General features: G+C 40.9%; 14 protein-coding genes and 1 pseudogene. All 15 read right to left on the reverse strand.

Going from position 1 to position 20,088, the window contains the following annotated elements:
• Positions 1–5: 5 nt before the first annotated feature.
• A complete protein-coding gene (locus tag QZ055_RS01615; RefSeq protein ID WP_295824211.1) occupies positions 6–6,485 on the reverse strand; it encodes a hemagglutinin repeat-containing protein in 6,480 nt (2,159 codons plus the stop codon).
• 66 nt (positions 6,486–6,551) lie between these two features.
• The gene (locus QZ055_RS01620) at positions 6,552–8,249 is read right to left on the reverse strand and encodes a ShlB/FhaC/HecB family hemolysin secretion/activation protein (RefSeq protein ID WP_295824213.1); all 1,698 of its coding nucleotides are present in this window, start codon (positions 8,247–8,249) and stop codon (positions 6,552–6,554) included.
• Positions 8,250–8,517: 268 nt separating this feature from the next.
• Entirely contained in the window at positions 8,518–8,979 is a 462-nt protein-coding gene (locus QZ055_RS01625) for a helix-turn-helix domain-containing protein (RefSeq protein ID WP_295824215.1), read from the reverse strand.
• 91 nt (positions 8,980–9,070) lie between these two features.
• Positions 9,071–10,375, reverse strand: a complete 1,305-nt coding sequence (hemL, locus tag QZ055_RS01630; RefSeq protein ID WP_295824217.1) for a glutamate-1-semialdehyde 2,1-aminomutase — start codon at positions 10,373–10,375, stop codon at positions 9,071–9,073.
• Positions 10,376–10,384: 9 nt separating this feature from the next.
• Positions 10,385–11,359, reverse strand: a complete 975-nt coding sequence (hemB, locus tag QZ055_RS01635) for a porphobilinogen synthase (RefSeq protein WP_295824219.1) — start codon at positions 11,357–11,359, stop codon at positions 10,385–10,387.
• 9 nt (positions 11,360–11,368) lie between these two features.
• On the reverse strand, positions 11,369–12,877 hold the full coding sequence (cobA, locus tag QZ055_RS01640; protein WP_295824221.1) for a uroporphyrinogen-III C-methyltransferase: 1,509 nt from the start codon (positions 12,875–12,877) through the stop codon (positions 11,369–11,371).
• Positions 12,874–13,812 carry a hydroxymethylbilane synthase gene (gene hemC / locus QZ055_RS01645; protein ID WP_295824223.1) on the reverse strand — a complete coding sequence of 313 codons (939 nt, stop codon included), beginning with the start codon at positions 13,810–13,812 and terminating at the stop codon, positions 12,874–12,876. The genes cobA and hemC overlap by 4 nt, the downstream gene beginning before the upstream one ends.
• 4 nt (positions 13,813–13,816) lie before the next feature.
• On the reverse strand, positions 13,817–15,088 hold the full coding sequence (hemA, locus tag QZ055_RS01650) for a glutamyl-tRNA reductase (protein ID WP_105084892.1): 1,272 nt from the start codon (positions 15,086–15,088) through the stop codon (positions 13,817–13,819).
• On the reverse strand, positions 15,057–15,704 hold the full coding sequence (locus tag QZ055_RS01655; protein ID WP_295824225.1) for a bifunctional precorrin-2 dehydrogenase/sirohydrochlorin ferrochelatase: 648 nt from the start codon (positions 15,702–15,704) through the stop codon (positions 15,057–15,059). The genes hemA and QZ055_RS01655 overlap by 32 nt, the downstream gene beginning before the upstream one ends.
• A 57-nt stretch (positions 15,705–15,761) precedes the next feature.
• Positions 15,762–16,547, reverse strand: coding sequence for an RNA-binding protein (locus QZ055_RS01660; protein ID WP_119206332.1), 786 nt, complete (start codon positions 16,545–16,547; stop codon positions 15,762–15,764).
• A 2-nt stretch (positions 16,548–16,549) separates the two neighbouring features.
• Positions 16,550–17,344 (reverse strand): pyrroline-5-carboxylate reductase, encoded by a 795-nt coding sequence (gene proC, locus QZ055_RS01665; RefSeq protein WP_295824227.1) that lies wholly within the window; start codon positions 17,342–17,344, stop codon positions 16,550–16,552.
• Positions 17,345–17,370: 26 nt separating this feature from the next.
• Entirely contained in the window at positions 17,371–17,868 is a 498-nt protein-coding gene (sepF, locus tag QZ055_RS01670) for a cell division protein SepF (RefSeq protein WP_009351152.1), read from the reverse strand.
• 51 nt (positions 17,869–17,919) lie between these two features.
• Positions 17,920–18,606 carry a YggS family pyridoxal phosphate-dependent enzyme gene (locus QZ055_RS01675; protein ID WP_295824229.1) on the reverse strand — a complete coding sequence of 229 codons (687 nt, stop codon included), beginning with the start codon at positions 18,604–18,606 and terminating at the stop codon, positions 17,920–17,922.
• 130 nt (positions 18,607–18,736) lie between these two features.
• Positions 18,737–19,591 carry a polyphenol oxidase family protein gene (locus QZ055_RS01680; protein WP_295824231.1) on the reverse strand — a complete coding sequence of 285 codons (855 nt, stop codon included), beginning with the start codon at positions 19,589–19,591 and terminating at the stop codon, positions 18,737–18,739.
• A gap of 9 nt (positions 19,592–19,600) precedes the next feature.
• Positions 19,601–20,088, reverse strand: a pseudogene (locus QZ055_RS01685) (B12-binding domain-containing radical SAM protein); the annotation flags it as partial.

Consider the following 20,088-nt stretch of genomic DNA (forward strand, 5'->3'; position numbering starts at 1 on the left):
CTAATTTATTCTAGCTTTCGATTTACCGATTCACCATTAATTCTTTTTATCTTTGGATTAAATATTTGTCCATTTCTATTTTGGAAATAATGGATTTCTATATCATTTCCATTAATATCTTTCCCATGGTCATATATTTTTTTCCAATCGCCCCCTACATCTTCTTTTAATTGTTTACCGAGACCATCCTCATTTTTTATATTTAATTTATCTTTTTGGTAACTCCTAAAACCTTTAGGTAATGACTTTAACTCCTTCAAGGAGTTATAAACCCTCTTAATTCGATCATTTACAGAATATAATCCACTAGATAAATTAGTATTAGACTTATTATCATTCTTATTTTTATTATCAGAGTTTCTATTAAGATTATCTAAATTTTTCTTAGAATTTTCTTCCGATATAGATTTAGCCTTACTCTTATCCTGATATTTATTTGCAAAATGAATCCCATCAGGTAATGGACTCCCAGCTCTAATTTCATCTATTGTAAATGACGATTCCGGACTCAATCGTTCGTCTGCATAGTGTAGTGCAACTGTTGTAGAAATCGTTTTCCCAGTTAACGTTGATTGAAAAGAATTAGTATGAGTATTAAATACCAAATTATCATTTGGATTATCTACAAATATTGCATCACCTTCAGTATGTGTTGAATGTACAACCTGGCCTGTTGATATGTTTTGCAATCTAGAAAACGGAGAATTGCCATCAGAACCAATATCTACCCAATTATCTGTACCATCAGGACCAATAACACGTCCTGTGAATATAGTTGACCCCGATGTGCTTATGCCTCTAAAATATCGGCGACCAAGACTATCATATTCACCGGTATCTTTATATGTATTTCCATCTGCTGCATGATATACATTAATAGCCTGAAATCCACTATCTAAATTATAATTTTCTTGAACCCGTAATGAAGTACCAGGATAAGATACTGTTATAGCCCATGGACCACTATATACAGGAGCCTCTCCAGTTTCAATGGAGCTATCGTCAACACGCTCCATCAATGTCCCGCCTGCTTCAGCACCAGAAGTTATTTTACCTCTATAAAATGCAGTGCCAGGAATATTAGCCATTATATTTTCATCAAAAGTAGTAGGCTCGCCCGCACCAGTTACAAGAGGAGTACTTACTAAATCACCAGCATTTAAAACTGGTGATGCATTTTTTACTAAGCCAAAAGCACCTTTACTCGCTGAAGCTAAAGAGGATATTCTATTTGACACTCCTGCATTCCAAACAAGATCTTCATTCCACTTTGTAGCATAAGATGCAACTGCCGAGCCAGCATTTGCATTTTCCCCACTAGCCTTATTAACCACACCACCAACGGCAGCACTCAACCATTGTGCTACAGCTGGATCATGTTTAGCCACTTTATTAATTTCACTAATTAACATCTCATTAGTCATAGTAGCTTTAAATCCGCTACCCGGTGTATTACCAGCCATGCGCGCTGCTACTTCACCTATGATGCCATGTGCAATAGATTTAGCGATTTTGCCATCTTTCGTTGTTGGTTGCCAGTTATGTAGTTGTTCAAATGCATTTTTAGAGAATAGACGTGCTAATTCTTGACGTTCTTCAATTTTCTTTTTATCGAAAATCTTATCTAATTGATGTAATGTATTTTCTGTATTCGTGTTAATAGTTTTAGTATCAATTTCTTTACCATCTACAGACAGTATACCATCAGAAATAGCAGATTGAGTAGTAGAGCTTGCTTTACCTTTAGATCCTACACCTAAGTTTGGAACTAGACCGATATTATTATAGATCTTATCATAGCCTTTTTTATCCTTGGTCTTCATCTCTTCCAGTTTCTTTTTACTGCCATAGTAGTTATAGCCGATACCATTGTTGCTATATGTATACTCAGCTTCGTTTTTGATGTCCTTCATCTCTAGAGATTTGGTAGTCAATTTATTCTTAGCTTTTGGAGCATCACTTTTAATTACAGCACCCTCTAATGTAGTATTATTACCTACATTAACATCGTAGCCCTCTTCTCCAGCATAAATACCGGCTTGTTCTGTTACGCTTTTCCACTTGCTATCAATTCGGCCTACACTAGCATTGATACTACCAGTTGGATTTTTGAAGTTAGGTTTAGAGGACACAGAGAATCCCGCAGACTTACTATGTTCTTTAAAGTTATCTACATCTTGTAAGCTTTGAATATGTAAATCACGGCCTGTGTCTACTTCTACCTTTTTACCAGACACAGTAGAACCAATAATATTTGTATCTCGTTTTGCTTTAAGCTGTGCTAATTGAGCCGCTTTAATCTTAGTAGGTACATAACTTTCTTGATGGGTATCCCCATTTTGACGAGCCATATGACCACTTGCATTAATGTCTAGAAGGCCACCACCAGTTAAGCTAATACCTGCTCCAACACTCCACCCAGAGCTTTTATAAGCATTATTAACATCTACAGTATTCTTGCCAGCCCCAAGATTAATATCACTAGCGCTATCTAATACTAATTTTTTAGCCTCTACTGTTTCACCAGTTAAACCAATACCACTTTGCTGAGCATCACGAGCTATAATGTGTACATCATTTTCACTAACAAGAGTACCACCTTGATATGTATTTGTATCTACTACTTGCCCTTGTTTTCTAGAAGTGCTACCAATGCTTACAGATAAGTTTATAGCATCATCAATATTTTTAGCGCCTCGTTTAACTTTACCATCTACTTTATCAACTTTACCTGTTACAGCATCGCGTATTTTTTCTCCATGTAAAGCTGCATCTACTGCTTCATATCCATCTTGCAATTGTTTACGCGCTTCATTGAGTTCAAGTGCGGCTAACCGTTTATCATCACGGCCACCTGCTTGTTTTATTGTACGTGTAGTATTTGTAAGTGTATTTGCTATTGCACCACCTAAGGATACGGTAAGACCAGTTTTTTTGTAGCGTTCATCATATGTCATGTGGTTATGATCCACGTTACCATCTAATGTAACAGCAGAGCCATCTAACACAGCACCTTCTTTAGCAACAATATCTGCACTTGTAAGATGAACTGTATCATTTGCCTTAACAGTAACAGTACCCTTAGTACTAGCAAGTGTATTTCGTACAGTATCCTCTTCATGGTTTGCTTCATCAATATTGTGTTTTTCTTTACCAATAGAGAAACCTATACCTGCACCACCAAGCAAGCCTGATTTTTTATGACGATACACACTGGAACCATCAGTAACATCTTTATCTGCGCCCAATTCTACCTTACCGCCAGCGGTAACAGATACAGTATTCTCACCCAAAATTTGAGCAGATTGACCTGTTACATCTTGAGTACTTGTAATAGTTATATCTTTACCACTTACTGTAGAACCTGTTACAGATGTGCTTGTTACGTCATCAACAGCATTTGTACTTTCACGTTTTACTAAGCTTTTCTTTTTATCTAGATACACATGATTAACTGTACTATTAGTTTTTGCAGTATTTAATGCAACCGTATTACCAGATACTTGCACTGTATCTGCCGCTAACACTTGACTACCTACCAGTTGTACTGTATCAGAGGCTACAACAGAAACATTTTTACCTTCGATGCTACTACCAACAGATGATTGAGCTTTAACAAGATCATGAGACTGAGTCGTTTGAGAGTGTCCACCGCCAGATTTACCTTTATCAAAACGATGTTCTTCAAGCTCATGTGTAGCATTCATTGCTTTCATCGTTACATTGCGACCTGCCGTAACAGTTGTATTCACATCAGAGGAGACAATACCTGCCTCCATAGATACATCTCGGCCTGCTACTACTGTTGTTTGACCAGCACCACCAATACGGCCTTGATCTACACCAGTAATCGTTTCACGACGGTTGTTGCTACTGTTCCACTCAACCTTGCTATTACCGGCCTCATACTGTACGCCTTTATTAATTACATCGCGTCCCGCACTAACCTTTGTGGAGCCAGCTGCATTAGTTTGTGTAATGGTGCCACCTTCGTTAATGATGTCTTTCTTAGCATACACAGAGACTGTATCATTGCCCATAATAGTACCTTGTGTATTACGAACTTCGTCATTTGCTGTAACCGTAGCCGTGTTACCTTTAATAAGACCATTATCATTGTGAATGGAATTACCAGTAAGAGTCACATCCTTATCCGCTACAATGCTACCACTATTATGCATAGTATCAACAGAAAGGTTAATCGATTGGGCCTGCAAATTAGCGCCACCTTCTACTCGTTTTGTGTTTGGTGCTAAATATAGAGTCGGCACTAGCACAGTTTCAATTTTGCCATTTGGTAATACAACAGACTTACTTACTAGGAGCACTACATCTTCTTTAAGATTTTTTTGCTCAGCCTCTGTTAAACCTCTACCTAATACAATAGATTGAGATTTAGTTACACTAATCCCTGCATCCATCAATTGGCGATATTGTTCTTCTGCGGAAAGACCAGATTGAAGTCTACTTTTACCGGTTTGACGCATAATCTCTTGCATAACGAGTTGCTGCTCATAGTAGCCATCACCCAAACGTTTTTGTATATTCATAGGGTCTAATTTAAGACGAGATAATACGTAATCAGAAGATAAGAAGTTACGACGATTTGTGAAGTTAGGATCTGTTTCAATCACATACGATGTATTAGGGTTCGTCGATAACTGACTCATACTATTTAATAGAGATGCATCTACTGTAGCATCACTTTTACTATTTTCTACATGACCGCCATATACGGCAACAGGTACATCTTTAGGATTCACCTTAGTATTCTTATATTCCGCTTCACGAATATTGGTAGTATCCCACCCTTTTTTATGATGACGGCTATAGCTTGTAGCTGTACCCTCTTCAGTAATATATTCATTACCTTTAGGATTACTTTGCTCATAATGACCTACAGTACCAGTAATATCGCCAGCAGCACTAATTTGACTAGCTTCATTCACCATATGATCTACATCCACATGTAAACTACCGCCAGAAATAATTCGACCAGGATTAGATGTATCTACTGCATCTACTTCGCGAGTACGATCATATTCATATTTAGTCCAACTATCATGATGTTTACCATTTATAGAAAGTTGGAGATTCTCAGAAGAGTGTACCACTACTTTATCTTTTGGAATTTCATCATCATGTCCATAAATTCGTTCTTCAGACAATTGATAACGCTTAATGCTACCAGATGGAGCTACTTCGTTTTTGACATGCTCTTTGCCCTCTACAGCTACACGCTTAAGGGTAATACCGCCATTTTTATTATCTACAGATTTCGCAAGTAAAGCTCCACCTTGACCAAACTCAATAGTTGATGCAGTATTTACTACACTATCCATTTTACCGGACACTGTACCTTTCTCATCCATCGTTTTACCAAGCTGTAATTTACCTTCTGCTTTGATTACACTACTATCTGTATTAACAATAGATTTTGTCGCTATAGACAAATCTTTTTGAGCAATCATAACAGGTGCTTCTTTAGTCGTAGCATTACCAGTTTGTATTACAGAGTCAGTAGTAATCTTTGCCGTATCTACATAGAATTTACCCTTATTCATCTGCTCTAGACTTTTGGTTGTAATATTGGCATCTGTAGCAGCTATCGTACCTGTATTTTGCAACTTACCAGTACTATCTATGGTTAGTTTGTTTTGTGCAGACAATATGCCTTGGTTATTAACTCCAAAGCCGTCATTGGTCCCCACTAAGTACATACTATTAGCATACATCCCACCAATAGCAGCTACATCAAGGCCGACTTGACTCGATTCACCAGTTTTATGAGCATTTGTAACTTTACCAGTAGCATCAACGGAAATATCATTCTTCCCCGTTACAACTTGAGTATCTTGTGCCCAAACTTTACCATTGAGCTTTACAGCCTCAGATAGCATATCTGTACGTGCTGTTTTAGAGGCATTAAGCCCCTTTTCACCTACAGTAATAACACCTTGCTGAACATTATAGCCAGTAATACTACCGTTATTAATCATTGGATTACCCGTTGTGAGTGTAGCACTACTTGCATTAATAAATGTGCCATTATTAACAGAAATACCATTTGGGTTGGCAACGATAACATGTGCCTTATTCCCTGCTACTTCAAGAGCACCATTCATAGATGTAGAGCCCGTACCAGTTACTTCATTCAAAATAGTATTGGCTGTAGGGCCCACTAAATTAGGATTTCCCATAATATATCCTGCGAGCTCTGTATTCACAGGGCGATTCGCATTATTTAAAATAAGTCCCTTTTCATCTACATTGAATGCATTATATTGGTTATGTGATAACCCTTTATCATTAGGTGTATTAATATTAACGACAGTCATGCCATTACGAGCTTCTTCTATTTTTGGTCCTAATTTACCTTGATCAGGTACAACAGGATTAGCAAGGGCCATAGGAATCCATGGTGCAGAGTTAGTTGCTAACAATGCAGCAAAGATAGCCATTGCCGTCTGCTTTTTTATATTCATATTACTCTCCTTTTCTAGTACATACCATTCAACATGTAACGGTATAGCTGCACTAGATTACAACACTTAAAACTGATAACTGCCTCTAAAGGCCCACACACGCGTATCTGTATCAAATCCTTCTGGTTTCTTAATAGGGGTTCCCAGTGATACATCGTAATTTACAGCATCACCAACCATACCACGTACACCAAGTACACCACCAATTAAGGTATTACCTACTTGCGTTTCTGTAGATGGTCCCCATACATGTCCAATATCTACACCTACATATGGAGTGACTTGTTGCTTTCTAAATGGTAATGCCCATTCATTTTGTACATAATAACCAGAATCCCCTCTTAAGGTTTCTTCTCCGCTAAAGCCTCGTACAGAATAACGACCACCAATACTAAATTGTTCAGTACCAAATAAGCGTTGATCTGTAAACTGGCTTCTAAAACGCATCGTATACGTACCTTGTTTATGACCCATACGAACACCAGTTTGAACTTGACCTTCTACGCCTGCCATTTTATATAGTGTAGTAGGATTATCTGACAAACCTTCCCAACTCCGTACTTGAGCACCCAATCCATTAATACCTTGTCGATAGAATAGATAAACATCGGATACAGTATTCCCACTATATTGACGATGAGATAAACCCACTTCAACAGCGGTTGTATGTTGCTCTTGTACACCAAGCTCCACATCATCTAAATAATTATGACGCTCCTTATGAATGACTTTAGCTACAGCCGAAGTCTTAGAGCGACTTGTTCTATTTAATACTTGCTCTACTGCAAATTCTGTACCTTGCGTAGTGCCAGAAGAACGAAACGCATTTGGCATGAATACTAATTGATTATAGCTATATTTGTACGTTGAAATACGATACGTACGATTTCCGTCAGGAACGGAATAGCTAACCGCATATTGTTTTGATCCATGTCCATCATCATGATGACTGATATCTTTTGTAAAGCTAGTAGTTAATACGTCATTGAGTCCTGCCAATTGACTGAAAGATAAAAATACAGCTCCTTGATACGTTCCTGTTGATTTATTTCCAGAATTATCTAACATCAAAGATCCGTGTACAAAACCTTTTTGCTCAACGGTAAGCTTAACAATAGAATGTAACGGTTTCGTACCAGGCTCTATGGTCATCTTGATATCTTGACCTGGTACATTACGCATTTGATCAATCCCTTGCTCTAGTGCTTGACGTCGTAATACGTAACCAGGTCTTACAGGAAAAGCACTTCTCCAATTAGTGCGAGCTTTAGGATTTGTAAGAACAATATCCTCTACATAACCAGGCATAATTTCAAAAGTGAGTGTACCAGACTGTAAATCTTGATTTGGCACAACTACTTGACTTGTAATGTACCCATCAGATAACAGTTGCTCTTGTAATTCCTTTTGTAAAAACTGAATACCCTCTGTTCCTATACGATTATGGTTATATACCTGTAATCGATTTTTATATTTTTGTAACACTGGTTCTGATGAAGTCACCACAATATGCTCTATTGCAAACGATGTACTTTCCTTAGGCAATGACTTCATTGGCACTTTATCTAAACCTGTATAGCCAGATTCTGAACGCGGCAAAGCAGCCCCAGTCATTGGTGCTTCTGCACGTTGGCGTAATGAAGCATCGGCTCGGGCCGCTTCTTGTTGTATAAATGGGTTTGATACTTCTGCCGCAAAACTAGGCAAAGTACCGAATATACTCAGCAAGCCAACACAACCTGCTGCAATACATACAACTCTCATTAATTCCTCTCCTTTCTTTATAAGGTAAATTATATATTAAATTCTATTTATTTTGCAATAAATTATTAAATAATTTAATATTTTATTTATATTTGATGCAAAAAAATAATTCATTAACTTAGCAATTTATCCATGACAATAAAAAAAGCACCATCTACCAAGGGCCGACTTATGTGTCGTTTCCCATTAAGATAGATGGTGCTTTTAAATTACTCTAATTCAGTTGTTCAAATAAACAGGTTCCACTTACATACAATGTAGTATAGCACTACTTTATATTTCGTCGTGCCGCTAAGCTACCAGCGCTGTTAGCTAGGCCCACTCGATTGATATGTGGATTCCCATATTTGTACGTTTTTGGCTTGCTACTCTTATCTTCTACCTTTGATTTCTCAAATTTAGTAAATAGATTGTCTAGCTCGCGCAAGAGCGCGCGTTTTTGTGAGTCTTTCAACTCAAATACATCACCTTTATAGGCGATGTATTTATTTTTGAGTACAGGACTGAGATCATAGATGGGCTCGTGTTGTTCTCCATTTACATCTAGCAGCTCATCCAAGGTCAATCCATAATAGCGAGACAGGGCACAGAGTGTATCTAAATCCGGTTCGCGATACCCTGTTTCGTAATTTGAAAGCGCCGCATTACTGATACCTACGGCCTTTGCTACTTCGATTTGGCTTTTGCCCATGCGCACGCGAGCACGCTTTAAGTTCTTATAAAACTGCATGTTCATCACCTACATCGATACATAAACAACTACAAACTATATATTTTATAATAATGTATCACTGATTTTTATAGTAGTGTATCACTCATTTTTATAGTAGTGTATCACTGATTTTTTTGAAAGCTTCATCAGCTACGGCTAATGTGCGTTCGATTTCACTGCTCTTGTGGCAGATAGATACGAAGTTGCTTTCATAAGGACTTGGCGCATAATAAATACCATGGCTCAAGTTATGGTGGAAGAACATTTTGAATTGTTCTTCGTTGCAAGCTGCTGCATCATCAAAGTTCTTAACTGGTTTATCAGTGAAGAAGATAGTGAACATGGAGCCTACCCGTTGCACGACAACAGGCACATTGTATTGTGCAGCCAAGCGTTCAAAACCTTCACAAAGGGCAATAGTTGCGTCTTCTACTTGTTTGAAGATAGTTGGATCCCGTTGCAAAATAGAAAGTGTGGCAAGACCAGAGGTAACGGCAATAGGGTTACCACTCAATGTACCAGCTTGATAAATAGGACCAGCTGGTGCAATTTGGTTCATAATCTCACGAGCACCGCCAAACACAGCAAGTGGCATACCACCGCCAACGATTTTACCAAGGCATGTAAGGTCTGGTTTAATATTGTAACATTTTTGTGCACCGCCACTGCTAGCGCGGAAGCCACACATAACTTCGTCAAAAATCAACAATGCACTATGAGCCTTAGTCACTTCTCGCAAGGTTTCAAGGAAGCCTGGTTCTGGTGGCACACAGCCCATATTACCTGCTACAGGTTCTACGATGATGGCTGCAATAGTATCACCAATTTCATCAAACAGTTTACGAACCGCATCAGAGTCATTGTACGGCAAGGTTATGGTATTTTCTGCTACACCTTGTGGAACACCAGGACTATCTGGCACACCAAAGGTAGCAAGGCCAGAGCCAGCTTTTACCAAAAGTGCATCACTATGACCATGGTAACAGCCAACGAATTTCACAATGCGATCTCGACCAGTATAGCCACGAGCTACGCGCAAAGCACTCATAGTCGCCTCTGTACCAGAGTTAACGAGACGGATAACCTCCATAGATGGCATGAAGGCTTGTACCTTTTTAGCCAATTCTGTTTCTAGTAGTGTAGGCGCACCATAGCTAGTGCCCCGTGGAATCGCCTCTTGCAAGCTAGCGATAACTTCTGGGTTAGCATGGCCCAAGATCATAGGGCCCCAGCTCAATACATAGTCGATGTATTCGTTGTTATCAATATCATAAATACGGCTGCCGCTGGCACTACTAATAAACGGAGGGTTAGAACCTACGCTGCGATAGGAACGAACAGGACTGTTTACGCCGCCTGGCATATAGCGTTTAGCCTCTTCAAAGGCTTTTTCAGATTTACCGAGTTGGAACATGGTTTCTCCTTACTTTTGTAACCATTTAGCAATATCTATAGCATGGTACGTAATGATAATTTTAGCACCGGCGCGCTTCATAGAAAGCATTGTTTCCATAACGAGGCGTTCTTCGTCGATAAGACCAGCTGCAGCAGCGGATTTAACCATCGCATATTCGCCAGATACATTGTATACCGCTACAGGTAATTCATAGCGGTCACGTGTTTCACGAACGATATCCAAATAGGACAAGGCTGGTTTAATCATGATAATATCTGCACCTTCAGCGATGTCGAGTTCGATTTCTCTGAAAGCTTCCAAGCGATTAGCTGGGTCCATTTGATAGGATTTGCGGTCCCCAAATTTAGGTGCAGAGTTAACGGCACCACGGAACGGACCATAGTAAGCGGATGCGTATTTTGCAGCATAGCTCATAATAGATACATTAGTATAACCTGCCGCATCAAGGGCTTCACGGATAGCACCTACACGGCCATCCATCATATCGGATGGAGCCACCATATGCGCACCTGCTTCCGCTTGGCTTACCGCTACTTTACAAAGCAATGGCAATGTTTCATCATTTAAGATTTCATGGTCATCAATCATGCCACAATGGCCTGTTGTTGTGTATTGGCACAAGCAAACATCAGCTACCACCAATAGATTTGGCACAGCTGCACGTATGGCTTTAATAGCTTGTTGTACAGGTTGGGACATATCCCATGCAGAGGAACCTTGTTCGTCCTTATATGTAGGAATACCGAAGATTTCTACGCCAAGAATACCAAGACCATATACCTCTTGAGCCATTTTTACAGCTTCATCAACGGATAAGTGGTATTGGCCTGGCAAAGTATCGATTTCTTTTTTGATACCTTCACCAGGAACGATAAATAATGGATAAATTAAATCAGTTACGTCGAGTGTCGTTTCCCGTACCAAATCACGCATTTCTGGATTGATACGCAAGCGGCGAGGACGGTATGTTAAATCGTACATGTAATCCTCCTAAATGTCCTTTACAATAGCATTTACCAAGCCATCAGTAGTATATACATCGCTGATAACAGCTGGTTTAAGACCTGCACTCATAGCTGTAGCAGCTGTGATAGGTCCGATGCAAGCAATCTTAGTATTGCCTAATAGTTTCAATGCATCATCACCCAATAATTGAATTGTATTTGTTACTGTAGAGGAACTTGTAAACGTAATATAGTCTACAGTACCTGCAGTTAATGCATTTACTAATGCTTCTTGTTGAGATGTATCTTGTGTCGTTTCATATAAACGCAAAATATCTACATCTATATCGTGATGACGCAAAGAGCGTGGAATTACGTCGCGCGCTACTTTTGGTTGGATGAGCAATACGGAGTCCCCTGCTTTGAGCTCTTCTTCAAGAGCCTTTACAGCAGATTCAGCTTTATAGTCTACAGGAATAATATCTGGAACAATGCCGTATTTTTGAAGTTCCCGAGCTGTAGCACAGCCGATAGCTGCTACTTTAGAATTACCTAATGCACGTGTATCCTTGCCTTCTTTATACAGAGCATCGAAGAAGTAACGAACCCCTTCACCAGATGTGAATACGATGCATTGGTATTGTTTTGTATTATTGATGATACGACGATCTTCATCAAACAACTCCAATGGAGATGTTTTAATCGCTGCCGCTTCTACTACATTAGCACCTTGATCTGCTAATTTTTCACGGAATGCACTAGCTTGGGAGCGAGCGCGTGTAACTACAATAGTTTTACCGAATAACGGTTTATTATCGAACCATTGTAATTTTTCACGAAGGTTAACTACATCGCCTACTACGATGATAGCTGGCGCTTTTAGTTGTGCCTTTTCTACGTCTTCTACTACATGTTCAAGGGTAGATACGAGAACTTCTTGAATCGTTTTTGTACCCCAACGAACAAGCGCTACTGGTGTAGAAGCTGGACGTCCATGAGCCATCAATTTTTCTGCAATGGTAGGCAAATTGCCAACCCCCATTACAAAGCAAAGTGTATCAACGGCTGTAGCAAGGCCTTCCCAGTGAATACCAGATACTGCTTTAGTTGGATCCTCATGACCGGTTACAACCGCAAAGGATGTAGCCATAGCGCGTTGTGTTACAGGAATACCTGCATAAGCAGGTGCTGCAATTGGAGATGTTACGCCTGGTACGAATTCAAATGGTACACCAGCTTCCCCAAGAGCCATCGCCTCTTCACCACCGCGACCGAAAACGAGTGGATCACCGCCTTTTAAGCGCGCTACGATTTTTCCTTCTTTACCTTTTTGAACTAATAACTCGTTGATTTCCCATTGGTGCATTGTGTGATCTTTACATTGTTTACCAGCGTAAATCAACTCTGCATCTGGGCGAGCCCATTCTAACAAATGAGCATCTGCTAAATAGTCATATACAATTACATCTGCTTTTTCAATGCATTCGCGACCTTTCACAGTAATGAGTTTAACATCGCCAGGGCCTGCACCGATTAGATATACCATACCTGTCATTTTATAATTCCTTCCTCTATGAGAGCATCTACAATATGTTTGCCCCCTTCTTCATATAAGGCTTTTGCAAGGTTTTTACCAAGAATTTCAGCTTTCTTTGCTGGGCCAGAAATTTCTCCTTCGTATACCGTTTTACCGTCGAGGGATGCGATCATGGCCTTTAAGGTCAATTGACCTTTATTGATAGTACCATGCACCCCCATCGGCACTTGGCAACCACCATTTAACTGACGCAAGAAGCTGCGTTCCCCTTCAACAGCATAGCGTGTAGCTTCGTCGTTAATAGGAGCTAGCATCTCAAGCATTTCCGTATCGTCAGCACGACACTCAATAGCAAGTGCACCTTGACCAACAGCAGGAATCATTTCATCCGCTTTAAATACTTGGGTAATTTGATCATCTAAGCCCAACCGTTTAAGACCGGCTTGTGCCAAGATAACGCCATCTAGTTTTTCTGTTTCAATCTTGCTCAACCGAGTTTGTACATTACCGCGGATAACTTCGACCTTAAGGTCAGGACGGACATGTAATAATTGCGCTTGACGACGCAAGCTACTTGTACCGACGCGAGCACCTTCAGGCAATTTATCTAATGTTTTATACACGGGGCTCACAAGCGCATCGTAAGGCACTTCACGAGCAGAGATAGCACCAAGAGTTAGCCCTTCTGGCAACTCTGTAGGCATATCTTTCAAGCTATGTACGGCGATATCAATATCGCCTTTATGCATGGACTCTTCTAGCTCAGCAGTAAATAAACCTTTACCACCCACTTGAGCCAGTGGTTTTTCCAAGATACGGTCCCCTTTTGTATTAAAGTGAACTAACTCGACCGTAATGTTTGGGTACAGACGTTGTAACTCTGCACTAATATGTTCAGCCTGCCATAGGGCAAGGGCACTTTTTCGCGTGCCGATTCGAATATGGTCTCTCATGGCCTTAGCCTTCTTTCTCAAGATTAAACATATCTTTGAATAAATCCCAGTACAAACCTTCTTCCTCTGTACCAGCGATTTCGTTAAAGTGAATCATCGGCTCACGCAACATTTTGCGGATGATCATGCGACTCATAGAGTCCATAATGCGGCGCTCCTTATCAGAAATATCAGGCAATTTCGCTAATGCGCGATGTAACTCACGACGGCGAATGCGTTCTGCTTTTTCTGTGAGCAATGCCATCATAGGGCGCACCGTTAAATAACTCAATTTATCTAATAATTCTTCAATAGCGTCGTGAATGATAGGTTCTGCACGACGAGCTTCCTCTTCGCGCTGTGCCTTATTTTCTTCGACTACACTTTCAAGAGAGTCGATATTAAACAGGTAAATACCTTCCATATCTGCTACGCCGGGATCGATATCGCGTGGTACCGCAATATCAATCATAACGATTGGCTCACCTTTGCGAAGGGAGGTAATTTTCTTTGCTTCACGTTCCGTAATAATATAATGTGGCGCCCCTGTAGATGTAATGAGGATATCCGCATCTTTAGCGTAATCTACAAAGTTATCGAGCTTAACAGCTTTACCATTAAATCGCTCTGCTAAAGCCTCTGCCTTGGTAAAGGTTCTATTGGATACAAAAATCGTTTTTACGCCCTTTGCTTGTAGGTGCGTTGCGGTCAACTCACTCATGGTGCCAGCACCTAAGATGAGCACCGTCGCTTCAGATAATGGTTTATCTAGACTGTCCTCCGCAAGGTTAACAGCAGTGTAGCTAACAGATACAGGCGTATTAGCAATACCTGTGTTCGTCCGTACCTTTTTACCAACACTGATAGCACGTTGGAATAAGATATTAAAAATTGTGCCTGTGCAACCTGCGCTATAAGCCTGAATATAAGCCCCTTTTAATTGGCTCAAGATTTGACCTTCCCCCAATACAAGGGAATCAAGGCTTGCAGATACGCGGAATAGATGTTCAATGCAATCGCGCTCTTCATAGAAGAAAAAGGCATCTTCATCGATGTGGTCGGCACCTTTTAAATCCTTTAACACAGCCAGCATATATTCTTTAGGGAACTCTACACCTTCTAAGGCCGCATAGATTTCAGTTCTATTGCATGTAGACAATATAACGCATTCTGCTACACAGTCGAATTCATAGAGGCGGTTCAGTGCTGAAGCGACCTCGTCCTTATCAAACGAGAAACGCTCACGCACCTCAACAGCGGCACTTCTATGATTTAGACCTAATACCACTAATTTCATGGTCAAGTTTCTCCTCTATAGTCGTCCACTCTCCCTTGAGAATGGCTTCAAAAGTTTCTACGGTCAGATGATCTCGCCAAAATTTCTGTCGAGCCTCTGGGGTAGGAAGTAGTAACTTTACTTCTTCTCTAAATATTTTAAGTCTAGGCATAGCCTTTTGCAACTGACCATAACGATTCATCATATCTTGCCTTACGAGACGATTAATACGAGGCCCTACGTTATTAGCACTAATAGCGATGTGAAGATCACCTAATTCAAGGGACGAAGGAACAGTAAATCTGCACGCCCTAGGGTCATCACTGCGATTCGTCCAAACGCGGTGTTTTTTCCCCATCTCATATAACATATCGTTTAATTCGCCATTATCTGTGCAGATAAAGAACAAACTGCTCGTTATAATGTGGTGTTCATCGTCCATTGTAAAAGCACGGTCGTACCAAGTGATACGATTATCCTTTGCCCATTGGCAAATCCTATCTGTTACAGTGGGAGCGATTACCACAATGTTGCACGGCTCATCAACAAAGAGCTGCATTCGTCGCTCTGCGACCTCCCCGCCGCCAACGAATAGGATTATATCTTCTGTTGTAGGTTGAAATGTTATAGATACCATGGCTGTCCTACTATATATAAAAAAATCGGCTTGATGGTCAAGCCGATTTTCAATTGCCTACATGAATCGTTTCAGATATACGCCGATACGCCCCTTACGAGATGTACCTGTAATGGCTTCTACCTTCATTCGGCCACGACCACGCATAGAGATAACATCCCCTTCTTTAACTTCTTGGGATGCACCCTTAGCTGGTTGCCAGTTTACTTGCAATAATCCTGCATTAATAGCGCTTACCAATTTAGTACGAGATACGCTAAAACCAGAACTTGCCACCGCATCTAAGCGCAAAGAAGCAACTGTAGTGCGGACTTCTTTAATTTTTTCTTCTTTTGGTGCAATATCTGATAGCTCAATAGCCTCTACAGATACGGAAACCATAGCGATTTTTGTAAAGTTTTGAATCACGAAGTCTGCTACGCTTTCATCCACCAAAATTTGAGCGCCCCCTTGTTGAACGATAACGTCCCCAAATTTGGAGCGATCAATGCCAAGGCCCATCAAGGAGCCCAGCACATCGCGATGGGTAAGCAATCGGAACCGCGGGTCCCAATTTACCTTAAGGGCGCGAATGCCCATGTCCACAGTACCGTTAAAGTCGCTATCTACAAAGGCGATACGGATACGTTCCGCTCCTTCATAGCCACCGTCTGTCTTAACGATAAGCTGTGGGTAGTTAGCCTTGATTGCGTCTGCAATGACAAGGCCTGCAGGGCTCGTAAAGTCCGCCACGCGATAAGGGCGACCTTTTACAACCTGCTCAGCCAAGTCTAGCATGCGGCGAGCTTCCTCACCGCTGCCACTGGCTTCAAAATATCGTATTAATTTACTAGTATCTGCCAAAATTATTTCCCCAATTCATTCGACCGAGCAAGACATGCTACTACGCCGTCTTGGAGAGCACTGCGAAGTCCACCTTTTTCCATGGCACCAATACCGGCAATGGTCGTGCCACCTGGACTAGTTACTTGATCTCGTAGTACTGCTGGATGATTGCCACTTTCAAGAGCCATCTTGCCTGCACCATACATCGTTTGAGCCGCTGCCTTGATTGCCAAGTGACGAGGCAATCCAATGCGAACCCCCGCATCAGCTAACGCATCAAGAATGACGAACATATAGCCAGGGCCTGCACCAGATAGTGCACCTAAGCGATCCAAATCAGGTTCGCTTACCACGGCCACTTCGCCAACAGCCGCAAATAAGGCTTGTACAGCGCGACCAAGGTCTGTATGTACATCATCCCCTGCAAGAGCCGTCATACCTGCACCGATAGAAGCCGGTGTATTGGGCATAGCTCTAAACCAGTTAGCTTGTGGAATTGCTGCATCAAGGGTTTCTAAGGTGATACCTGCTGCAACAGAAATCATAACAGTCCCATAAGGTACTTCTTTTAACGTCTCTAATACAGATGGTAACACTTGTGGTTTTACGGCCAATAAAATCGTATTGTACTCGTTTATATTAGGCAATGTAGTAAAACCTACTACACCGAGCTCCTCAGTAAGAGCCTTACATTGTTCTTCGCGACGTACAAGAATGTGTGTATCACTTGCTTTCAACACGCCATGCTGTAACGCACCGCGCAATAGAGCGCCACCCATTGAGCCAACGCCTATACATAAAGTTTTACCTAACATCGTTGTCACCACCATTTATAGAGAAATTATTTATTGTCCCAAGCGTATTCGTTTTGCTCAGTTTTGTTGCTGTCATTATCAGAATAATCAATGGAAATGTTTACAGGTACGCACATGAAAATGTCTTTACCTACTTTTTCCAATTTGCCATCCAATGCAAAAGTCGCACCAGATACGAAGTCCACAATACGAGCTGCTTCATGAGGATCTGTATTTTCAAAGTTAATCAATACAGGACGCATGTCGCGCAATTGATGTGTAATATTTTCAGAGTCTTCAAATACTTTTGGTTCAATTACAACTACTTTCATAGCTGTTGGACGTTGTGTCATCGTAGATTGGCCTCCTACCTTGCGTGGATGAAATTCAGATGCACCGGATACTGGAGCTACTGGAGCTACTGGTGTAGGTTCCGCTTCATATTCCTCTTCATCTTCATAGTCATAATCATCATATTCATAGTCATCATCATTTTTGCCTAAGAATAAGTTTTTTGCTTTGTCTAAATAATCTCCCAATGCCATTTGGATTTCCTCCTAATACTTAACGCTATCGATTATCAGGCAACCCGAGCCTTAATCATATACACGTTCCCCAAAAATTGCTGTGCCTACACGAACGATGTTAGCCCCTTCTTCTAAAGCGACCTCAAAGTCGTGAGTCATCCCCATAGATAAATATTGAATCTGCCCCTCTTCAAAGTAGCCCTTCATATCCTCATACAAGGCATTTGCTACGCGGAAGATTGGACGTGCTTCCTCTGGATTGTCGAAAAATGGCGCCATACACATCAAGCCTCGTACACGTACATGAGGTAATGTCTTTGCATAGTCTCGTATTTCTGGGAACTCCTCTACGGACATACCCGTTTTGGAGGCTTCTCGAGCCACGTTAACTTGCAATAATACGTCTTGCACCTTGTCGTGCTTTGTAGCGACCTTTTCGATTTCATCTAATAATTTACGGCTGTCTACAGAATGAATTAAATCAAACATAGGCACCGCTTGACGCACCTTATTGACCTGCAAATGACCAATCAAGTGCCATGTTAATGCTGGACCTTTATAGGTGAGCTGTTTTTCTTTAGCCTCTTGTACTCGATTTTCCCCCACATGAGTAACACCGAGACGTGCGACCTCTTCCACCGCTGATACAGGGTGGTTCTTAGTAACAGCTACTAATAATGCTGTATCTACGCGACCAACGCGCGCCATAGCATCTGCCATGCGCTGCTGTATTGCGTGTAGGGATTCTTCAATCATGTGATCCCCCTTCAATCTATATTCAAAAACCATAAAATATATTTGTATAGACTATTCTATTATATAGTATTTATTATTGATTGTACATCATTTAGGTCTTATAAAGCCTATAAATCTATGTATGTATATACTACCGTTCTTGTAGCATACCAAATAAAGCCATGCGACCTGTTTTACCAGCTTCCCGACGATAGGAATAACAATCCGTTTCAGTTACACTATCGGTACCACCGATAGCAATATGTTCTTTAGGTACACCATTAACAATAAGACCTTCAGCAATAAAGTTCCATAAGTTGATATAGGCTTTATCTAATTTATCGCCTGGATAGTTTACAACATCAGCCACACTACGGTCCGTCATACCACGCCAAGCTGATTCAAAACGTTTCCCTAACTCTACATCGACTTCAAAGGATTCTGGTCCAATACTAGGTCCAAGATAGATATAACAATCTTTGAACTCCGTACCATAAGCTTCTTTCATAGCCTCAATAGTAAGAACTGGCAAATGTCCTATCGCTCCGCGCCAGCCTGCATGTACCGTAGCGATAGCGTGATGCTTAGCATCATAAATACCTACAGCTACACAATCAGCAGTAAATAAAAATAGCGGTACATTCGGTAATTTTGTAAATACAGCATCACAATCGGCTATGGCTGTATCCTCTCCAAAGGCTCCAGCACCAACGAGAGCTTCTGTGATTTCTACAGCTTTTAAACCATGTACTTGATTACCACAAGAAATACGTTTTGGTTCAACACCTAAATATTCAGCAATAATAGCACGGTTTTCACGAACATACTTAGGCTCATCCCCTACGTGAAATGCTAAATTTAGTGATTCATAGGGCTCTTGAGATACACCACCATGACGGTACGTATCACCCATTGTAATAGGAAAACGATCTGCCCAATTAGGAGTTTCATAAGACCAAGTACCATGAGGTCCTTTAACATCTATACGTTTTACAGATTGATTCATAAGTGCCTCCTATTTACATACACCACATCGCTTACAGCCTTGTACACATGGCGGTGTATACGCTTCATCCACAGAGCGTTTCCATTCCATTTCAAGATATCCATCGTCCATCCCCATGTCGAGGTGACTCCATGGTAAAAATTCATCAAAGCTGCGTTCACGATAGTTCATCTCGTCCATATCTAGTCCTGCTGCCTTCATTTCAGCCTTGAAGGACTTACTGCCACGATCTGCTGCACATGCCGCAAGAACAGCGCCAAGACGGCGATCACCACGAGCGAGAACACCTTGGATATATGCCTCTTTAGGTGATTCAACGAGCACCTCGATACGACGATTCTTTTGCAATGCTTTTTTAATATATTGCAGTTTTTTCTCTACCGTTTTTTGATTATCCATAGCCATCCATTGGAATGGTGTAAAAGGCTTCGGAATAAATGGATTGATACTGAGCGTTAAACGACCTTTACAGCCTACCTCTGCCATATGGGCTTGCG

It is taken from the genome of uncultured Veillonella sp. (genome assembly GCF_905209685.1).
GTDB lineage: Bacteria > Bacillota > Negativicutes > Veillonellales > Veillonellaceae > Veillonella.